This window comes from Desulfocucumis palustris (genome assembly GCF_002933875.1).
GTDB lineage: Bacteria > Bacillota > Desulfotomaculia > Desulfotomaculales > Desulfocucumaceae > Desulfocucumis > Desulfocucumis palustris.
Window position 1 is genome coordinate 19494 of sequence record NZ_BFAV01000104.1, and the last position, 20004, is coordinate 39497.

The following is a 20004-nucleotide window of genomic DNA, read 5'->3' on the forward strand; positions in this document are numbered from 1 at the left end:
GATGGTAGAATTTGCGATGCAGCATGCATGGCTGGTGCCTCTTCTGCCTGCCCTGTCCTTCGTCATAATAGTTCTCTTGACGCGGCCGTGGCAAAAGTTAAGCGCCCTGGTGTCCATCGCCTGCATGGTTTCCTCATGCGTGATAGCCACCCTGGCTGCTTACGGGATATTCACCAACCATGAGTTTACCGAAAAACCCCTGGTTTACGCTGCCCGCTGGTTCTCCCTGGGATTGCCCGGGGCGCCGGATCTGGTGGTTAATGTAGGGGTACAACTGGACCCCACCTCGGCCATGATGATATTCATGGTTTCATTGGTGGCGTCACTTATTCAGATTTATTCCGTGGGCTATATGGAGGGAGATCCCGGTTTTTCGGTGTTCTTCTCCTATTTGTCCCTGTTCGCCTCCTCCATGCTCCTGCTGGTTATCTCCAGCAACCTGCTGCAGATGTTCGTGGCCTGGGAGCTGGTGGGCCTGTGCTCGTACCTGTTGATCGGCTTCTATACCCATAAGATATCCGCCAGGGAAGCGGCCAAAAAGGCCTTCGTCACCTGCCGGGTGGCGGACTTTGGCCTGCTGTTGGGCCTGCTGTCCCTGCAAATCGTTTTCGGCACCCTGGACATGGTGGAATTGTCCGAAAAGATTCACCACTTCCAGGAATACACCACGGCGGGCGTGCTGACCCTGATAGCCGTGCTGGTTTTCATAGGTCCCATAGGCAAGTCCGGCCAGTTTCCGCTGCACGTGTGGCTGCCGGACGCCATGGAAGGTCCCACCCCGGTCAGCGCCCTGATCCACGCGGCCACCATGGTGGTTGCCGGTGTTTACCTGGTGGGCCGGACCATGTTCCTCTTCAGCCAGGTTCCCGCGGCCATGGAACTGGTTGCCGTTACCGGCGCTTTCACCGCGCTTTTCGCGGCCTCCATCGCCCTTACCCAGCGTGAAATCAAGCGGATACTGGCTTACTCAACGGTCAGTCAGCTGGGTTACATGATGCTGGCCCTGGGTGTGGGAAGCCTCACCGCTTCCATGTTCCACCTGTGGACCCACGCTTTCTTCAAGGCCCTGATGTTCCTGGGCGCGGGCTCCGTGCTGCACGCCCTGCACCATAAGGCTGATGTGTGGGAGATGGGCGGACTTATCAAAAAAATGCCCGTCACCGGCTGGACCTTTGTAATCGGCGGGCTGGCCATAGCCGGTATTCCTCCCTTTGCAGGGTTCTGGAGCAAGGATGAAATTCTGTCCATGGCTTTCAACAGCGGTCATTATGTACTGTTTGCCATGGGGGCCATTACCGCCTTTATGACCGCCTTCTACATGTGGCGGCTGATTTTCCTGGCCTTCTTCGGCGACGAGAAGCCCGAGAATCACCCTCACGAGTCTCCGGTTTTCATGACCGCTCCGCTGGTTGTGCTGGCCTTCCTGGCCACCGTGGGCGGCCTGGTTGGCACTCCCTGGACTCCCTGGGATATCAACTGGGCCAACTGGATCTGGTTCCACGAAGCGCATCATGCTGAACCCAACTATATGGTTATGCTGGGCTCGGTGATTCTGGCCGGAGCCGGTATTTTCCTGGCTTACCAGTTGTACTACGTGGACAAAGCCAGAGCCAAGGCCCACGCCCTGGCGGATAAATACCGCGCCCTGCACACCCTTTCTTATAACAAGTTCTATATTGACGAGATATACCTGTGGTTCAACCACAGCATCGTCGACGGTGCCGCCAAGCTGTTCTTCCTGTTTGATATCTACATTGTGGACGGCATCATCATAAACGGTATAGCTGCTGTAACCAGGCTGTTCGGTGAAGGTGCGCGGATATCGCAGACCGGCCGTCTGCAGAACTATGCCCTGGTGTTCTTCCTGGGTGTTCTGGCCGTGGCCGTGATACTCGCCTTTACCAACCCGTCTTCCGCCGGTTTGATGCTGGGAGGTGTAAAATAGATGAGTGGATTTCCTGTACTGACCACCATCCTGCTGGCTCCGGTGGCCGCTGCCCTGCTCATGGTGTTCATTCCCCGGGATGAGGGCAAGCTGATCAAGTGCGTGGCGGCTGTGGGCACCTTCGTGTCCCTGGCCCTTTCGCTGTATGTCTATTTTGCTTACGACCAGGCACTGGGAGGTCTTCAGTTTGTGGAGAAGATTCCCTGGATTGAAGACCTGGGTGTCAGCTATTTCATGGCAGTGGACGGCATCAGCCTGCCAATGCTGCTGCTGACCAACCTTATCGGATTTGCGGCTATTTTCGCCTCCTGGAATGTAAACAACCGTCCCCGGGAATTCTTCATACTCTTCTGCGTGCTGGTAACCGGGGTTATGGGAACCTTTATAGCCCACGACCTGTTTATATTCCTGCTGTTCTACGAAGTGGTGGTAATTCCCATCTACATCATGGTGATCATCTGGGGCAGCACCAAGCGGGTTACCAAGGAATATGCCGCCATGAAGCTGACCATATATCTTTTAATAGGCTCCGCTTTCCTGCTGGTGGGTGTTATCGCGCTGTTCATGAAATCGGTGGGCATACTGGGCGCGCCGGACATGAGCTTTACGGCGCTGGCCGAGGCGGGGAGACAACTGGGGCGGTTTGATCAGATATGGCTCTTCGGGCTAATGCTGTTCGGCTTCGGCTCACTGATTTCCATGTGGCCGTTCCACTCCTGGTCCCCCGACGGTTATGCCGGCGCCCCCACTGCTGTGTCCATGATCCACGCCGGTGTTCTTAAAAAGATCGGCGGCTACGGCTTGATTAAAATCGCCCTGGTTACCCTGCCCATTGGAGCCCAGTTCTGGGCGCCCTACATGGCGGTGCTGGGCGTGGCCGGGGTGGCCTACGCGGCCTTTGGAGCCCTGGCGGTTAAGGACCTGAAATATGTTGTCGGTTATTCCTCGGTCAGTCACATGGGTTACGTCATGCTGGCCATTGCCTGCTTAAACGTTATAGGCATCAACGGCGCGGTGGCCAACATGTTCGGTCACGGCGTGATGGCGGCACTGTTCTTCTCCACCATAGGATTTATTTACGAGAAGACACATACCCGCTGGATTCCCGACCTGGGCGGTCTTGCCAGGCAGACCCCGCGTCTGGCGGTGGCCTTCATGCTGGCAGGTATGGCTTCCCTGGGACTGCCCGGATTGGTTACCTTTATGCCGGAATTCACCATCTTTATCGGTTCCTTCCAGGTGTACGGCGGACTGGCCGTGGCCGGTATCGCGGGTATAATACTGACCGCGCTGTATGTGTTGAGGGCCGGAGCCAACACGCTGTTCGGACCTCCCAGGCCGGAATATGATCATCTGGTGGATATCCGCGGCCCGGAACTGGTACCCCTGGTGGTGCTGGGCACCGTGCTGCTGGCCGGCGGCCTGCTTCCCTCCCTGTTGTTTGATATGATTAACAGCGGCGCGGTGCCTCTGATGGCACAGATTCAGGATGTGCTGCAGATAGGGGGGAAATTCTAAATGCAAATAGATCTGTCATTGCTAATACCTGAAATAGCTCTGGCTGCCCTGGGAATGATGGTGCTGATATTCGGGCTGATTATCCCCAAGGGCTCCAGGCAGGGTCTGGGCTGGTTTACCACCATATCCCTGCTGGCGGTAATCGGCCTGGTGGTGGCGGGCTGGAACAACCAGGGCTCCCTTTACGAGGGCATGTTCGTGGTGGACCGCTACGCCATGTTCTTCAAGATTACCTTCCTGGTGGCCGCTTTCCTGGTGGCCCTGGGTTCCATGCGCTATGTGGATAAATACCTGGGTGACCAGAGCGAATATTACAGCATGATGCTGTTCGCCACCCTGGGTATGTGCGTAATGGCCTCGGCCGGTGATTTCATCACTCTGTACCTTGGCCTTGAGCTTATGACCATAGCCTTCTTCGTTCTGGTCTGCTTCCGCCGGATGGAGACAAAATCGGTGGAGGCCGGGATGAAGTACGTGCTGCTGGCGGGAATGTCCTCGGCGGTGCTGCTGTACGGCCTCAGCCTGATTTACGGTGTTACCGGCTCCATATTGATTCCGGAGGTTGGCCGGATGGTTGCCTTAAACCCTTCACCGGCGCTGATGCTGGGCCTGGTGATGCTGGTGGCGGGCCTGGGCTTTAAAATCTCCGCGGTGCCCTTCCACATGTGGTCGCCGGATATTTACGAAGGCGCCCCCACCCCGGTCACCGCGTTCCTGGCGGTTGGTTCCAAAGCGGCTTCCTTCGCGGTGCTGCTCAGGATATTTGTGGAGGCCCTGCCGGGCATCTGGGCCAACTGGACCATGCTGGTGGCAATACTGGCCGCGGTTACCATCATAGTGGGCAACCTGGTGGCAATTCCCCAGACCAACATTAAAAGGATGCTGGCCTACTCCAGTATCGCCCAGGCAGGCTATATCCTGGTGGGTCTGGTCACTGCTTCCGAGGCCGGTATAAAGGGTGTAATGTTCTATGGTTTCCTGTATGTGTTCGCCACAGTGGGAGCCTTTACAGTGGCCGGTTATTTTTATAATAAAACCGGCAGTGATGAAATCAAGGACTATGCCGGACTGGCCCAGCGCTCGCCGCTGATGGCCGCGGTGATGCTGACGGTGTTGCTCTCCATGGCGGGAATTCCTCCCCTGGCGGGCTTTGCCGGCAAATTTTACCTGTTCAAGACCATCGTTGATGATTACCTCTGGCTGGCCTTCATCGGCATGGTTATGAGCATGGTGTCCGTGTACTATTACCTGCGGGTGGTGCTGGTGATGTACCGGGACGATCCTCCGGAGGGCAGCGCCCCCATTCAGGTAAGCGGCCCGGTTACCCTGACGCTGCTGGTGGCCCTGCTGGCCACGCTGTATATCGGTGTCTACCCCGGTCCCCTGTCGGAAATAGTAAACAGCGCGGCACATTCCTTCTTCGTGCATTAATTGCCGGGCAGCAAATAAGCAATTAATAAAACTAAATGACGTAAAACATTTAAAAGCCCCGCCGGATACCGGCGGGGCTTTTAAATACAGATTCTACAATGCTATGATGTCTCTATTCAGCTGTGGGGAAAGATACTTCTGTACGCCATTCGGTGGCTTGCTCCTCGTATTCCTCCGGAACATCTGTAAAAGTAAATGTATATTCGCCTGAGGCTCCCGGGGCCAGGTTTAATTCCACATCAGTAAAGCTTTGATCCGCAGCTTGTACCTCATCACCCTGTTCATTGGTCATGAAAACCTTCACATTAATAGCGGCAATTTTGGTTATGTCCGCATCACCTGTGTTAACAAAGGTGCCGTCAACCTTCAGTTGGCCTTCCTCGTAGTAAGCATCTGTAAATTCAAAGTTGATGGTGGGGTTGTCATTTTCCACTGCGGGAGTATCATTTTCAGTTGCGGGGGTATCGGTTTCTGTTGCGGGAGTATCATTTTCGGTTGCGGGAGTATCGGTTTCCGTTGCTGGGGTATCAGCCGGTTTATCCTTGATGTCTATTCTATACAGGGTGCCATCCCAATTTACATCCTTGCCAAGGCTTTCAGCAACGAAGCGGAGGGGTACGTAAGTCCTGTCGTCAATGAGCTTTGCCGGAACGTCCAAAGAGATTTCCTGGCCATTAACCGTTGCAACCGGGTTGTTTATTTGCAGCGATATATTTCCTGAGGTAACAGTCTGGCTTTGGGCATCCCAGTTGACTGTTTGATTGAGAGCCTCAAAAATTGCTCTTAACGGGACTAAAGTTCTTCCATTTTCAATCATTGCCGGGTTTTCGGAAACCAGCTGATTATCGTTGATAAATATGGACGGGGAATTCTCGGCTGCGGCAGCAATAGTCACGCTAAAAAGTAGAGCTACCATGACAAAGAGTAATATAAATGTTTTTTTCATGCTTTTCTCCTCCTTAGTTATTTACATGGCAATCAACTGCAATTTATACTGACTATCCCCCTTTCAAATATAAAAATGCTTTAGCTGGCTAAAGCTCTTCATACTTATTTATATTATACAACAATGGGCAAAAAATCAATGATGAATTATGAAAAGTGCATATACTTAATGTTGGATTCAAAGTATTTAAAAGGGTTTCATGAATTATGTAAAAATCCTGTAAATTATGAAAAAACCCCTGTAAATCATAAAAAAACCCGTTCGGGGATTGCCGGACGGGTATAGACTTTAAAATAGACACTGTGAAATAATTGATGCAACGGCGTTAAAAACCAGGCATATAATCATATTCCAGCTCCCGGTCTTCCCAGGTTCGCAAGCGTATTGAGCCTTCTTCCCTCTTAATAACGTACTGGGGCAGTACGGGGGTTTTGCCGTATCCGTTGGGGGCGTTGATGATGTATGTCGGCACGGCCAGGCCCGAGGTGTATCCCCTCAGCTTCTCCATAATGTTAATGCCTTCCTCCACGCTGGTGATAAAATGCCTGGTGCCCTTCACCTGCTTGGCGTGAAAAATGTAATAGGGACGCACCCTTATTTTCAGCAATTCCTGGTTCAATCTTTTCATGACATGGGCGTTATTGTTTATTCCCTTCAACAGCACCGCCTGGTTGCCCAGTACAACCCCTGCCTCTGTCAGCATGTCGCAGGCTTTTTTGCTTTCCGGGGTGATTTCCCTGGGGTGGTTGAACTGGGTATTGATATACAGTGGCGGGTGCTTTTTCAGCACGGCGCATAACTCCGGGGTGATTCTCTGGGGCAGGGTGACTATGGCCCTGGTTCCAATGCGCTTTATTTCCACATGCTCTATTTGATCCAGTTCCGTGAGCAGCCAGTCAATATTCCGGTCGCTGAGCATAAGGGCGTCCCCGCCGGTTATCAACACATCCCGGATTTCCCTGTTTTTGCGGATGTAATCCAGGGCCGCCAGCAGGCTTTGATGCGGTTTGTGCTGGTCCTTTTCTCCTATGTTCCTCCTCCGCTGGCAGTGACGGCAATACATTGCGCACATGTTGGTAACGTTGATAATCAGGCGGTCCGGGTAACGTCTGGTTATGCCTGGGGAAGGCGAGGTGAATTCCTCCGCCATGGGGTCGTTGTAACCGCTTTCATCCATTTCTTCTATGGAGGGAATGGACTGCATTCTAATGGGGTCATGGGGATCCCCGTCCATAATCAAAGATGCGTAATAGGGGGATATGGACCAGCGATAATGGGAGCCGACCTTTTTAATATGAAAAAAATGTTCAATGTCCAGGTCCAGGAATTTAGCAAGGGTTGTCACACTGTCTATCCTGTGCCTCATTTGCCAGCGCCAGTCCTGCCACTGCTCCTCTGAGGCGTTAAAATATTTTAGCAGCTTTAATTTATTTTTTGCCACGGTATCTTGTAAATCAATGCCTGTTTTAATGGATTCCTTTATTTCCAGGTAGTCGCTTATGCGGTTTTTAAGTTCGGCTGCTCTTCTGAGGGCAATTATCCTTTTCTCTTCGGCGGTGATTTTGTGTTTTTCTATGGCCGGTATGGACATGTAAGACCCCCTCCTCTGTATTTTTAAGAACAGGCAATTGATCAAAACACCCCTGAATATTCATTCAGGGGTTGAAAAAGAGTACAAGATGATATAAGGCCTATGGCCGTAATCTTGCCTGTCCTCCCTTTCAACGCTTACGAAGTTAGCTGACGGATTCGGGTCGAAAGTAACCCTACGAATTCGGTAGCCGGTAATCTGGTCGCCTGTTGCCGGATACTTGTCGGAAATCACCTTTAATGGACTTCCTTCTTTCTCTGAACACTGGCTGCGCACTACTGACTGCTGAACCGATTCACCCCAAAAATTGGTTCCCCCGCTTCTTTCATTAAAAAAGAATTAAGCGACAAGGAGAAGTATTAAATTTTGAGTTAAAGGAGATTAGATATTTTGTCAGAAATTTAGAATTGGGTGGGTAAAACAACAGGTTGTAATTTAACCGGTTAAATTTTGTAAATTGCTGCAAAATCCTTGCCTTATTATATCACAGGTTCCATTTTGATGCAACCATTATATTTTGCCAGGGTGCCGTGGTATGATAACTCATTTAGATACAGGTTATTTTGCTGGTATAATATAATTGTCAATGTATGTAGTTTTCTTTCGAATATCTGTTTCCATTATTCATTCACAGTTTTAGCGTTATTTAAATTTTGGAGGTTTATATGATGAATAAACTATTTGCCGTTATAGGGCTGGGCCGCTTTGGAATGAGTATTACCGAAGAGTTGAACAGGATGGGGTATGAAGTTCTGGCCATGGACACCGACGAGGATAAGGTGAATATTGCCGTAGATCTGGCTACCCATGCCGTCCGGGCGGACGCCATGGATGAACAGGTCCTGAAATCACTGGGTATAAGAAACTTTGATGTTGTTATTGTGGCCATAGGCCAAAATATACAGGCTAATATTTTAACCTCCATCATGTTAAAAGAGATGGGAGTCAAAACGGTGGGGGCCAAAGCCCAGAATCACCTTCACGGTAAGGTTTTGGAGAAGGTGGGGGTGGATATAATAGTGTACCCGGAAAGGGATATGGGTGTCAAAATGGCCAGAAGCCTGGTTTCACAGAATATTATGGAACTGATCGACCTTTCCCCCGATTACAGCATTATTGAATTTGCGGCCCCGGCATCGTTCAGCGGGCGCAGTATCCTGGAACTGGATGTGCGCAGGCAAATGGGCGTTAATATATTGGCCATTAAAAGACCCGGCGGCATAATAATGTCCCCCGGGGCGGAACAGATGATTAATGAAAGAGATATTCTTGTGGTGGTGGGCCGCAATGATCAGCTCCGCTTATTAGGCCGGCTGCCGTGAGCGGAAAATAGCACCACAAAGGGGCCGCCGCCTTGACTTGATAAAAAAACAGGGCGTAACGCCCTGTTTACAGCTTGCCGTTCTCCCTTAAAAACCTGGCCCAGTCCCCGTCCGGTATTAATACCCCGTTTTTCTTCAGCCAGTCGGCCTTGGAAGGAGGCCAAAGGTACATGTGGGCTTTTACCTTTTTCCCGCTTTCAAGCAATTCCACCTCTTTAATTTCTCTGATCAGGTGGCTTTGGCTTTCAACCCCGGTAAATTTTTCTATCTCGTCAATTTCAGGCAAGATTACAGACATTTCGGGAGTATCAAACATGATACCCTTTATTTCTCCGTCTCCCTCCAGTACCACCGGGTAATCGTCCGAAGGCAGATAATACATTACGCCCCGGGCCCTGGCCGTGTATACCGCCGGTTTATATTTTTCAATAAATTTTTTATGGTTTTCCAGACCGGGAAGCAGTGTGCCGAAAACAAAAAGGTTGTTCAAATACATACCGCACCATCCTTTCCCATTTAAGCATATACCGTAATATTAATGTTTATTACTTCTATGAAATTATTATTTTTCCTTTCTTATCAGTCTGTGCCGGTTATTAAACTATTCACAGTGATCGCGGATTTAATACAGTTTTCGACACTTTTTTGTCTATGGAAAAAACTCGTCGACAATAGATAAATCGTCGACAATAGATAAATCACCGTAAGAATTAATTTACCCGGGAGGGAAAAAGGCCCGGCTGGGGAAATAATATCTTTTAGCGTATGAATCTGTTGTTCCCCGGCAGGTTACTTATCATGATGGAAACGGGGGCCTTTATTTTGCTGGATATGTTTGCCGCCTGGAATAACTGGCTGGGACGCCGCATGTTTTTTGTGGTGCTTTCGGCTTTTGTCTGCGGTATAATCTTTCCCCTGAACTGGTCTTCTTTGCTGGGAGTTCTGGCGGTGGGCCTTTTTGCCTACATGACCTTTATCGTTTCTCTGGAAACCAGCTTCCGGGATTTTTTTCACGTGTTGTCAAAGCCCTGGCTCACACTGTGGATGCTGTTTCTTATTCATGCGGTGATGCCCCTGGTGGCCTGGGCGGTGGGCAATGTTTTTTATCCCGACAGCGCCTTGACCCGGCTGGGCTTTCTTATCGGGGCGGCCATACCCATTGGGGTAACCTCCATAATATGGACATCCATTGTCCGGGGTGATGTGGTGCTGGCCCTGGTGGGGGTGACCGTGGATACGGTGGTTAGCCCCCTTATACTGCCTTTTTATATCGCCCTGGTAGCCGGGCGCCTGGTGGATATAGATTATTTTCAGCTTTTACTGCGTTTGTTCGGCATGGTCACCATACCCAGCCTGCTTGGCATGGCGGTGAACGACATTAGCTCGGGCAGGCTTAAAAAGTTTTCCCGTTCGGTTGGGGGATTTACTTCCAAGGCGGCCCTGTTTATGGTGGTATATATCAATGCCGGGGCGGTGGTGCCGGAAATCCGCTGGGATTCCTCCCTGGCCAAAATGCTGCTGGTTATTTTAATGCTGGTTATGCTGGGCTATTACCTGGGCTACGCCGGTTCCTTCGTACTTAAAGACCGGCGCCCGGGCACCGTGGCCGCAATGATATATAACGTGGGGATGCGCAATATCAGCTTCGGCTCCGTTCTGGCGGTGGCTTATTTCCCCCCCGCCGTGGCCCTGCCGGTAACCTTGGCCATGCTTTACCAGCAGCCGCTGGCGGCGGCCGTGTCATATCTGTTCAATCGTTTTGACCGGCGGAAGAAAAGCGTCATGGGCAGGCGGTGAGCAATTATTTGCTGCGTTAATGTGTCAAAATACAATTATTTTCTTAAAAACACTTGTTTGTAAACAGGTGTTTTTTGTTAAAGGAGGTCGCAAGGTGCCAAATTCTACAATTATTTACTATAACATGACAATTTTCCCGAAGGTATTCTTTGCCTGTTTGTTTAATAATCAATTATACCTGTTAGACCAAAACATAGGAGATTGGTTGTTATGAGTGAAAAAAAAAATAAAGGTGAGGACTCCGGCAAGGTCTTTCAGGAACTTAACAACCAGGTGACCTCTCTGTATATTTTGCAGAAGGAGTATGGCCGGGCGGAAAAATTTTTTTATGGATTTTTGGAGAGGATTATGTTAATGGCCGACGTGTTGGAGACCACATTGCAGCCCTTTGCCGCAGTTCACCCGGACGGCAGGATGATGATCTGCAATAAGGCCTTTTGCCAGTTGACCGGCTATCCCGAGGAAGATTTAAAAAAAATGACCTGGTATGATCTAACCCCGTCTGAGTGGCATGATATTGCCGCTAAAATTTTTCGCGAAGCAGTGTCCGGCAAAACTGCCAGACGCTTTGAAAAGGAATATTTGGTGAGCGACGGCAGCCGCGTTCCGGTGGAGGTGTTTGTTCATCCGGTTTTTGATCCCTACAGGGTTCTTTATTATGTATTGTTTGTGGCGGATATATCTGTGGGAAAACGCTCCGGGGAGATATTGGGCATTACTCCGGGATGCCGGGACAGCCGGGCCGGAAGCGGGGATAAAAACGGTTATGCCGCGGAATGCCGGGGAGACCTGCCGGGTCAACCGGATAAAGACTCTCATGAAATCTCCCGCCGGGAGGGTATGGATAAGGAAATGCTCCGCCTGGAAAGGTTGAGCCTGGTGGGAGAGATGGCGGCGGGCATCGGTCACGAAATAAGAAACCCCATGACCACGGTGCGTGGATTCCTGCAATTGCTGGCTAAAAAGCAGGAAATTTTAAAATATGAGAATTATATTAATATGATGCTGCAGGAATTGGACAAGGCCAATTCCATCATTACCGAATTTCTTTTACTGGCCAAGGACAGGCCGGTGAAATTGGAGCGACAGAATCTCAATCATATAATAGAATCGTTATCCCCACTGATCGTGGCCGACGCAATTTTAAATGATAAATTGTTCAGAATGGAACTGGAGACCATTCCCGACCTGCTGCTGGATAAAAAAGAAATTCGCCAGCTCATTCTCAATCTGGTGCGCAACGGTTTGGAGGCCATGCAGCCGGGCGGCTGCCTGATTGTAAAAACGTATTACTCGGAAAAGGAGGTAATCCTTTGCGTGGAAGACCAGGGGGCAGGCATAGACCCTGGAATAATTGACAAGCTGGGGACTCCCTTTTTCACCACCAAAGAAAAGGGAACCGGTTTGGGGCTGGCCATGTGCTACAGTATTGCAGCCAGGCATCGCGCCGTCATAAAGGTCGATTCCGGTTCCACCGGTACCACGGTATATGTTTTATTTAACCTTAAACCGGAGGGTAACGATCCGGAAGCAGGCGCGCCGTCGGGTTTGGGGCTGTCCTAAGTTTCATAGCCTTTAGCAACTCCGGCATGTTTCGGGCAAGGGTTTTAAAGGTTTCCATTCATTTCAATATATTAACAGGATATTTCGCTACCCGTGGAGAAAGACCTCCCCGGGCTTTTAGTTATTATATCCTGTTTTAAACGGTGTGTGGAATATACCGTGTCGAAGCAGGTTAAAAATGTTTAAGAGGAGATGCCGTTGGCTAAATATGTTGAGTATCTGAAGAGGACTCCTTTGTTTTCCGGCCTTACAACCGGGCAGTTGGAGGAGATTGACAGCATAGTGCTGGCGAGAAGTTATAAGAAGGGGAGAATGATTTTTGCCGAGGGAGAGCCCGGGGAAGCCGTATTTATTTTAAAAAGCGGCCTTGTAAAATTAACCAGGCAGGCGGAGGACGGGCGGGAGCATATATTGCACCTGGTGCATCCGGGTGATATTTTTGCTGAAATAGTGCTTTTTGACGGCGGCAACTATCCTGCAACCGCAGAAGTGCTGGAGGATGCCAGTGTGGCCGTGATCCGCAACCGGGACATTGAAGGGCTGATAATAGGCAACTCCCATGTGGCTTTAGCCATGCTAAAAATTATGGCCGGACGTTTGCGCCAGGCCCAGGAGAAGGTAATAAACCTTGCTTTGAATGATACTCTTCGCCGGCTGGTGCAGGTGCTGCTGCACATGGCGGAAGAGCATGGGGAGAACACCGGGGCCGGGGTCAGGATATCCATGAGGCTGACAAACCAGGAGTTGGCCAACCTGATCGGCACCACCAGGGAGACCATAAACCGCATTTTGAACGGTTTGAAACGGGATGGTTCACTGGAAGTGGACAAACAGGGTATTGTTCTCCTGAATAAGGATAAACTACAGAAATTACTCTAATTTTAATCCGGCGGTATTTCACACCAAATTAATTAAATATTTTAATTGGGCGGGCGGAAAAGCTTTAACCGGGGGTAAACGGTTAAAATAGTGGTTGAATATTCATCTAAAGAATTACCGCACATTGTGAAAAAATCGACTTTAATAAAGACTGCCAGAGTGCAAATATTATCATTAAAGGTTAATTGCATTGCTCATTATATGCCTGTTGAATAACATTTAATTAAATTATTTTGGCAAATGTTATGCGAGAGGTGATAAATATGGCGGGAATTTTGGAAACAGTAAAAGATTTTATGATTCCCTTTCATGATTATCCAAAAATAAATGAAAGCGCCACTCTGGAGGAAGCGGTTAATATTATGTATCGTATGGCCAGGGAGAAGGGTTATCGCTGGTTGGTGGTACTGGACGAAGGCGGTGCTATCAAGGGTTTTCTTACCCTGCGCAACGTTTTCGAAGCCATCAGCGAACTGGCTCCAAAGGCCGGGGGATGGCTGGGGGTATTCACTTATAACCGCCCCGGTTTTTTCTACTGGGAAGGCGTGCAGCTAATTAAGAACACCCCTATAAGGAAATTGATAAAACCGATTGTGGACGTCTCCGTTCATGAGACGGATAGCCCGGTAAAAGCGGCGGAAATAATCATTAACAGGAGAATAACAATTTTGCCCATCATGGATGACCAAAATAATATTGCCGGGATAGTAAGGCCTGTTGACCTCCTTCCATTTATAGTCAATCTGTTTGACAACACGCCGGGTTCCGCCGGCTGAAAAAACCAGGACGGAGACGGGCTGGAGGTGTTAAAAATGGCAGGAGGAAAAACGGTAAAAAATTTTATGGTTTCCTTTGCCGATTACCCCTGTATAAATCAAAACGAAAGTCTGGAGCGGGCGGTAAATATTCTGTGCGCCCTTGCCGGGGAAAAAGGATACCGCTGGCTAACCGCGCTGGATGACGAAGGAAATATTTCCGGTTTTCTTACCCTGCGCATGGTGCTGGAGTCCATCAGCAATATTAATTCAAAGCCGGGAAAATGGCTGGGTTTCCTGGGCGGCGCCTGCCATGGCCCGTCAGGCGGGGCAGGGCTGGAACATATTAAAAATGCGCCGGTTAAAAAATATATGCGCCCCCTGACACAGATTTCTGTCCGGGAAACCGACAGTCCGGTGCAGGCGGCGGAAATTATCATTAACTGCCGTATCAGCATACTGCCGGTGAGGGATAAAAGAAATAAAATTGTAGGCATAGTAAGGCCGGTGGATATATTGCCTTTTATTAACGATTTGTTTAACGATGCTCCGGTAAACCCTCCCCCCGGAACGAAAGAGGAGAGCTTTTTGGGGAGGCTTGCCTGGCCGACTCCGGGATGTTCACCGGTTACGGCGTAATAAACTAAATAAAAAAACTGTTCCAAAAGCCGGGATTGCAATTGAATCCCGGCTTTTTTTTTGGGGGTCCGGGGAAAAATAAAAAATTTGTTCATGTGCTAATTTGCTCATTCAGGCATTTTGGGGCAGGTCTTGGGGAACGGGTGATGATTTTTCATACAACCGGGTGATATTGAGTATTTGCGGGGCCTTATAAAACAAGGCTTTTGTTCGGGGTGGCCGGTGGGGTTGACCAAAATCTAGGCAGCCGGGTGTCCAAAATCTGCTCAACAGGCCATCTGCCCAAGCCTAAAACCCGCTAGAAATGTGAATTTTGTAACCTGCTCCGGCTGGCATCCCTATTGCTCAATGGTAGATATCAAAGGTGAATGGCAGGATTGCTTTTGTAAAGGGTGAAAGGAGGGTTGCCGCCGGTAAGAAAGAGCTAATGCTAAAACAATCACAGCTGTTATTAAAGAACAATTTCACTAGAGTGTTTAAATGCTTTGTTTCGAGGGAGAGTGATTTAAATGGCATCCAATACAAATAAAAATGGAAAGCCGATCGGAAAAGCCATAATCTGGGGCATTCTTACCATTGCAGCCTATTTTACGCTGTTTTACAACGAAAAAACTGTTATGGACCATTTCTCCCAGGGTGGAGGAATATACGCCGCCGCAGTACTTATTACTTCATTATGCTTCTCTTTGGTGCACGGTTCATTTGCCAACTACCTGGTTGATTCACTGGGAATTAAACCGTTAAACAAGGAGGGGCATTAAAATGAAAAATAAAAAGAACTTATTGGTGATACTCCTCCTGGTGGCCCTGGTGGTTCTGGCCATTCCCGGTGTCAGCGAGGCCACGGGGGAAATGTTAAGTGAAAAGGATTCGGTTAAAGACTTCATATCGCTGAACACAAACAGTGTGTTTTTCCTCTTTATTCTGGGCTTCCTGGCCGGGGTGCTCAGCGGGTTTATCGGTTCCGGGGGGGCTTTCGTGCTGACTCCGGGAATGATGGCCCTGGGGGTGCCGGCAGCGGTGGCCGTGGCCACCAACATGTGCCACAAATTTCCCAAGGCGCTGGTGGGAGCCTATAAGCGGTTCAAATACGGCCAGGTGGATATTAAACTGGGTCTGATCAACGGTATAAGTGCTTGTGTGGGTGTTCAAATCGGTATTCAAATACAAAAGATAATCATGGAGAAATGGGGCGCAGCCGGCTCCAACCTGTATGTAAGTCTGGTTTTTGTCAGCGTGCTTACCGTTCTGGGCATATACGTTCTTTCCGACGCCAGAAAGTCCATGCGTTCCGGGGAAGGAAATAGCGTATCCAGCCTGGCGGAAAGGATTAAGAAAATTAACATACCGCCCATGATTTACTTTAAAACAGCCAACGTCAGAATTTCCTTCTGGGTGACCGTACCTGTGGGCCTTGCCACCGGGTTGCTGGCGGCCACCATTGCGGTGGGAGGATTCGTGGGAGTGCCCGGCATGGTTTACGTGATGGGCGTCCCCGCCATAGTGGCCAGCGCTTCCGAACTGATTATAGCCTTCACCATGGGGCTGAGCGGCTCCTTTACCTGGGCGCTGAGCGGTTTCATTGATATCAGGATGGTTGTGATCATTATGGCCGGCTCATTAATCGGTGTGCAAATTGGGGCTGTGGGAACCACCTACGTAAAGGATTACATGATTAAGTACGTAATGTCTTCGGTTATGCTGATAGTGGCCGTCAGCAGGTCCTTTGCCATACCCCCCTACCTGCAGGACTTAGGCTTTATGCATATGACCGAAAGCACCGTCAATTTACTTAAGAACGTGAGTTTCGTTTTATTGTGTCTGGCTCTGGCAGCAGGCGGCTTGATTATATTGGGAAGCATGTTCAAAAAGAGAAGGGAAATCAAGGCAGCGGAGCAGGCACAGGTTATGCAACATAGCTGATATGTATCTTCTTTGGCAGGCGGCATCACGTTTACTGTCAAAGAAATATATCCTGTAAAGGGGATGCCGTTATGATTTCATGGAAGAAAATCCATAGCTGGATGGTTAAAGAACTGGAAGAGCCGTTATTAAAGGCGGAATTGCACCGGACGGATATGCTCCGGGTGGATGCGGCGGGACCCGGTTCGCTGGAAATAAGGTTAAAAGAACGGGATAAAAGAAAAAATCCGAACAGGCGCGGCGAAGCCGTAAAAAGCGGTAAAGTCCGTGACAACCAAATGAGGGTAACCGCTAAATAAGAGTTTTTAAATACTGGTGCGCGGCAAATGTTTGCTATCGCACCTTTTTTATACCTTTTGCAGAAAATAATAAACAACCAGGGAAACATTGCAAACAATCTGCTGCGATTAAATTGCCTCCGGATATTACAACTAATTTTCGCCTGTGCTAAAATTAATATATTAACAACAGCGGAGGACAAAATGTCTTTTAAAATAAACGACAGACTCAATAGTGTAGGGATTGGCTTCGGTGACCGCATACTGGGGCTGGTTTTACTGCTGCTCATTGCCACCATAGCTCTTTCCATATATATGCTGCATACTATAAAAAGTAGCGAAGATGCCATAATAGAGCACCAAAGGACCCGCTTAAACCAAGTTGCCCGTTATTTTGAACGCAACTTCGGCAGCGGATTGCAGCATTATCTGGATGAGCAGGGCGCCGGGACAAAGAGCAGGGAGCAGAGAATAGAGATTGCCGCCCAGTATATAAACGGGGTAATAAATGAGGTGCACGAGGAGTACCCCGATGTGCACATTGGACTTTGGGTTGCTGAGATGGACGTTTTTTTTGATGGAACCCAGAGGTTTAACGAAAACTATTCTTTGCGCCGCAAGGAAGCCTTCGAAGAGGCATTGAAAAATAAATCCACTTTGATCAGGGATGTGGGATATCAGGAGGGGGGCATCGTGGAGGTATATATGCCCCTGGAACGGAACGGAAAATTGGAGGGGGTTATCCGTTCCGCGGAATATCTTTCGGATGCCGGCTTTTACAACCAGCGGCGGCAGGTGGAATATACCATTTACGTGCTGGTGGGTTTCGTAATCGCCATTGGTATAATAGGGGCGGTGCTTCTGTTCAGGCAGCTGGTAAACCAGGTCCAGGAGATTAAGGACGGGGTCCGTTTGCTGGAAGACGATTATAACCGCCTGCTGCCCAAGGCCCCGGGCGAACTGGGTGAAATAACCGGGGCAATAAACCGTTTCGCCCGGAGAATATCCGAATTGAACCTGTATAACAAGACCATGCTGGCGGTTATAGACGACGGAATACTGGTGGTGGATACCGGGGGGAAAATAATAATCGCCAATAATATGATCCAGAGGATGTTCCGTCTGCCGGATTTTTGTCTTGATAAAAATTTCCGGGAGATATTGCCCAAGGGTTCCCCTTTTCAGGTATTGCTGGACCGCACCCTGAACGATTTGCGGGATTCCCGGGACATACAGGTATCCTGGGCGGATATGCCCGGAAGCCATAACATACAGGAATACCTGATTAGCACCTTTGTGCTTAACGACGGTTCGGGAATCCTGATTGGAGCGGTGCTCTGCTGCCGGGACATAACCGAAAGGGTGAGGCTTAAGGAAAGGGCCAGCAGGCAGGAACGCCTGGCCTCCCTGGGCAAGCTGGTGGCCGGCGTGGCTCACGAAATCAGAAACCCCCTGACTTCCATAAGCTGTTACATTCAGCGCTGGCAGGGCCAGAATAATGGTGACCAGAAGGCCCTGGCAACGGTGAACAGGGAAATGTCCCGGCTGGACTCCCTGGTGGATCAGCTGCTTTATTTCGCAAAGCCGGCGGAGGCGCAATTCCGCAAGTATGACCTGAATTATTTGGTGGAAGACGTGCTTTCCTTTTTCGGGGAGGTATTTTACGGCAAGTATAATATTATTAAGGAACTTTCCTCTAATACGCCCGATGTTTGGGCGGATCCCGAACAGGTGGAAAGAGTTGTGGTGAATATTATTTTTAACGCTGTCCAGGCAATGCCGGAAGGAGGCTCCATTATCGTATCCACGGCCCCGGCAAACGACGAATTCGCCCGGCTGAGCATCAGCGACACCGGCTGCGGAATTCCGGCGGAAAACCTTCCGCACCTTTTTGATCCCTTTTATTCCACCCGGCCTAAGGGGACTGGTCTGGGATTGGCCATAGCCCACGAAATAATACAGGCCCACGGCGGGCATATAGAAGTTGAGAGTGAAGTCGGTCACGGAACCACTTTCCACATCTTTTTAAGAACCAGGGGGGAATAGCGAAAATTGAGCAAACTGATTCTGGTTGTAGACGATGAGGCCAGCGTAAGGGAAGCTCTCAGGGATATATTGACGGATGCGGGCTATCGGGTGGAGTGCGCGGCCAGCGGCGGCGAAGGCCTGGAAAAGATTGAAAATTTGAATCCGGACACTGTTTTGCTGGATATCAGGATGCCCGATATTGACGGCATTAAGGTGCTTGAACTGGTCAGCCGGAGGGGAGAAAGAACGCCCATTATTCTCATCACCGCCTACGGCTCCACCGAGACCACCATTGAGGCCATGAAACTGGGAGCTTTTGACTACCTGATGAAGCCCCTGAAAATCAGTGTGATGCTGGAAGTGGTCAAAAAGGCCGTGGAGGTGAAGGAGCTGATCCACCGGGCAAAATCCGGGGATATGGCTCCTGATATAGACTCGGACGCCATGATCGGCCTTTCGCCGGTGATGCAAAGCGTTTACAAAACCATAGGAAGGGTGGCCAATACCAACGCCACTGTCTTAATCCGGGGAGAGAGCGGCACCGGGAAGGAATTGGCGGCCAGGGCCATCCACTACAACAGTGTGCGTAAGGATAAGCCCTTTGTTAAGATTAACTGTGCTTCAATTCCGGAAAATCTGTTGGAAAGCGAGCTTTTCGGCCATGAAAAGGGGGCTTTTACCGGCGCTGTGGCGGCAAAGCCCGGAAGGTTCGAACTGGCGCACAAGGGGACACTGTTTCTGGATGAAATAGGCGAGATGAGCATGTCCACCCAGACCAAGCTTCTCCGGGTGCTGCAGGAAAGGGAATTTGAGAGGGTGGGCGGAACCGAGACAATCAAGGTTGACGTGCGCATAGTGGCCGCCACCAACAAGGACCTGGAAGAATCAATAGCCTCCGGCGAATTCCGGGAGGATTTGTATTACCGTTTGAACGTGGTGGAAATAATGCTTCCTCCCTTGAGGGAACGGAAGGCCGACATTACCGCGCTGGTGGGTCATATAATAAAAGGTTGCAGCGTCGAGCATAAAAAAGGAATCAAGGGTTTTTCCGGGGATGCCATGGAAATATTGATGAATTACGACTGGCCCGGAAACATCCGGGAGTTGAAAAACGTGTGCGAACGGGCGGTGCTGATGTCCACGGGCCCTGTGTTGAGTGTTGAAGACCTGCCCATGTCCTTAAAGAAAAAGTCCAGGCGTTTTAACTGGATTAATGATATACCGGGCAATTCATTAAAGGAAATTGTATCCGAGGTGGAGAGGGAAATTATTCTAAAAGCCCTGGAGGAGCACAACTGGAACCGTTCCGCCGCTGCCCAGGCGCTTAAAATGAACAGAAGTTCCTTTTATGCCAAGCTGAAAGAATTGGGCATTATGGATTGAGGAGGT

At 49.7% G+C, this 20004-nt stretch carries 17 protein-coding genes and 1 riboswitch; of the genes, 14 read left to right on the plus strand and 3 right to left on the minus strand.

Annotated features, from left to right (window positions below):
- Position 1: 1 nt before the first annotated feature.
- Genes nuoL through DCCM_RS08055 form a run of 3 tightly spaced genes read left to right on the plus strand, consistent with a single transcriptional unit; the run spans position 2 to position 4894 of the window.
- Entirely contained in the window at positions 2–1945 is a 1944-nt protein-coding gene (nuoL, locus tag DCCM_RS08045; RefSeq protein WP_104371906.1) for an NADH-quinone oxidoreductase subunit L, read from the plus strand.
- Positions 1946–3463 carry a complex I subunit 4 family protein gene (locus DCCM_RS08050; RefSeq protein ID WP_104371907.1) on the plus strand — a complete coding sequence of 506 codons (1518 nt, stop codon included), beginning with the start codon at positions 1946–1948 and terminating at the stop codon, positions 3461–3463.
- Entirely contained in the window at positions 3464–4894 is a 1431-nt protein-coding gene (locus tag DCCM_RS08055; protein WP_104371908.1) for an NADH-quinone oxidoreductase subunit N, read from the plus strand. It begins immediately after the preceding gene.
- Positions 4895–5006: 112 nt separating this feature from the next.
- Here the strand turns inward: DCCM_RS08055 and DCCM_RS08060 are convergent, their stop codons facing one another.
- Positions 5007–5840 (minus strand): copper amine oxidase N-terminal domain-containing protein, encoded by an 834-nt coding sequence (locus DCCM_RS08060; RefSeq protein ID WP_104371909.1) that lies wholly within the window; start codon positions 5838–5840, stop codon positions 5007–5009.
- Between the two features lie 325 nt (positions 5841–6165).
- Positions 6166–7431, minus strand: coding sequence for a glutamate 2,3-aminomutase (gene eam, locus DCCM_RS08065; protein ID WP_104371910.1), 1266 nt, complete (start codon positions 7429–7431; stop codon positions 6166–6168).
- Positions 7432–7549: 118 nt separating this feature from the next.
- Positions 7550–7787: riboswitch (cyclic di-AMP (ydaO/yuaA leader) on the minus strand.
- Positions 7788–8099: 312 nt separating this feature from the next.
- On the opposite strand from eam, the gene DCCM_RS08070 reads away from it, so the two are divergent.
- Positions 8100–8753 carry a potassium channel family protein gene (locus tag DCCM_RS08070; protein WP_165792074.1) on the plus strand — a complete coding sequence of 218 codons (654 nt, stop codon included), beginning with the start codon at positions 8100–8102 and terminating at the stop codon, positions 8751–8753.
- A gap of 67 nt (positions 8754–8820) precedes the next feature.
- On the opposite strand, the gene DCCM_RS08075 is transcribed toward DCCM_RS08070, so the two are convergent.
- Positions 8821–9249 (minus strand): gamma-glutamylcyclotransferase family protein, encoded by a 429-nt coding sequence (locus tag DCCM_RS08075; RefSeq protein WP_104371912.1) that lies wholly within the window; start codon positions 9247–9249, stop codon positions 8821–8823.
- A gap of 302 nt (positions 9250–9551) precedes the next feature.
- On the opposite strand from DCCM_RS08075, the gene DCCM_RS08080 reads away from it, so the two are divergent.
- The 10 genes from DCCM_RS08080 (at position 9552) to DCCM_RS08125 (ending at position 19998) form a co-directional block, all read left to right on the plus strand.
- Positions 9552–10550 (plus strand): bile acid:sodium symporter family protein, encoded by a 999-nt coding sequence (locus DCCM_RS08080; RefSeq protein ID WP_231702705.1) that lies wholly within the window; start codon positions 9552–9554, stop codon positions 10548–10550.
- 210 nt (positions 10551–10760) lie between these two features.
- Positions 10761–12113, plus strand: coding sequence for an ATP-binding protein (locus tag DCCM_RS08085; protein ID WP_104371913.1), 1353 nt, complete (start codon positions 10761–10763; stop codon positions 12111–12113).
- Between the two features lie 192 nt (positions 12114–12305).
- Complete coding sequence (locus DCCM_RS08090; RefSeq protein WP_307718804.1) at positions 12306–12992, plus strand: Crp/Fnr family transcriptional regulator; 687 nt, start codon at positions 12306–12308, stop codon at positions 12990–12992.
- A gap of 263 nt (positions 12993–13255) precedes the next feature.
- Positions 13256–13768 (plus strand): CBS domain-containing protein, encoded by a 513-nt coding sequence (locus tag DCCM_RS08095; RefSeq protein WP_165792067.1) that lies wholly within the window; start codon positions 13256–13258, stop codon positions 13766–13768.
- Positions 13769–13804: 36 nt separating this feature from the next.
- Positions 13805–14386: a CBS domain-containing protein gene (locus DCCM_RS08100; RefSeq protein ID WP_104371916.1), complete on the plus strand. Its 582-nt coding sequence runs from the start codon at positions 13805–13807 to the stop codon at positions 14384–14386.
- A gap of 509 nt (positions 14387–14895) precedes the next feature.
- Positions 14896–15147: a hypothetical protein gene (locus DCCM_RS08105; protein ID WP_104371917.1), complete on the plus strand. Its 252-nt coding sequence runs from the start codon at positions 14896–14898 to the stop codon at positions 15145–15147.
- Between the two features lies 1 nt (position 15148).
- Positions 15149–16309 (plus strand): sulfite exporter TauE/SafE family protein, encoded by a 1161-nt coding sequence (locus DCCM_RS08110; protein ID WP_104371918.1) that lies wholly within the window; start codon positions 15149–15151, stop codon positions 16307–16309.
- A 71-nt stretch (positions 16310–16380) separates the two neighbouring features.
- Positions 16381–16608 (plus strand): hypothetical protein, encoded by a 228-nt coding sequence (locus DCCM_RS08115; RefSeq protein ID WP_104371919.1) that lies wholly within the window; start codon positions 16381–16383, stop codon positions 16606–16608.
- 183 nt (positions 16609–16791) lie between these two features.
- Positions 16792–18633 (plus strand): ATP-binding protein, encoded by a 1842-nt coding sequence (locus DCCM_RS08120; RefSeq protein ID WP_104371985.1) that lies wholly within the window; start codon positions 16792–16794, stop codon positions 18631–18633.
- A gap of 6 nt (positions 18634–18639) precedes the next feature.
- Complete coding sequence (locus DCCM_RS08125) at positions 18640–19998, plus strand: sigma-54-dependent transcriptional regulator (protein WP_104371920.1); 1359 nt, start codon at positions 18640–18642, stop codon at positions 19996–19998.
- The last annotated feature ends 6 nt before the right edge of the window (positions 19999–20004 follow it).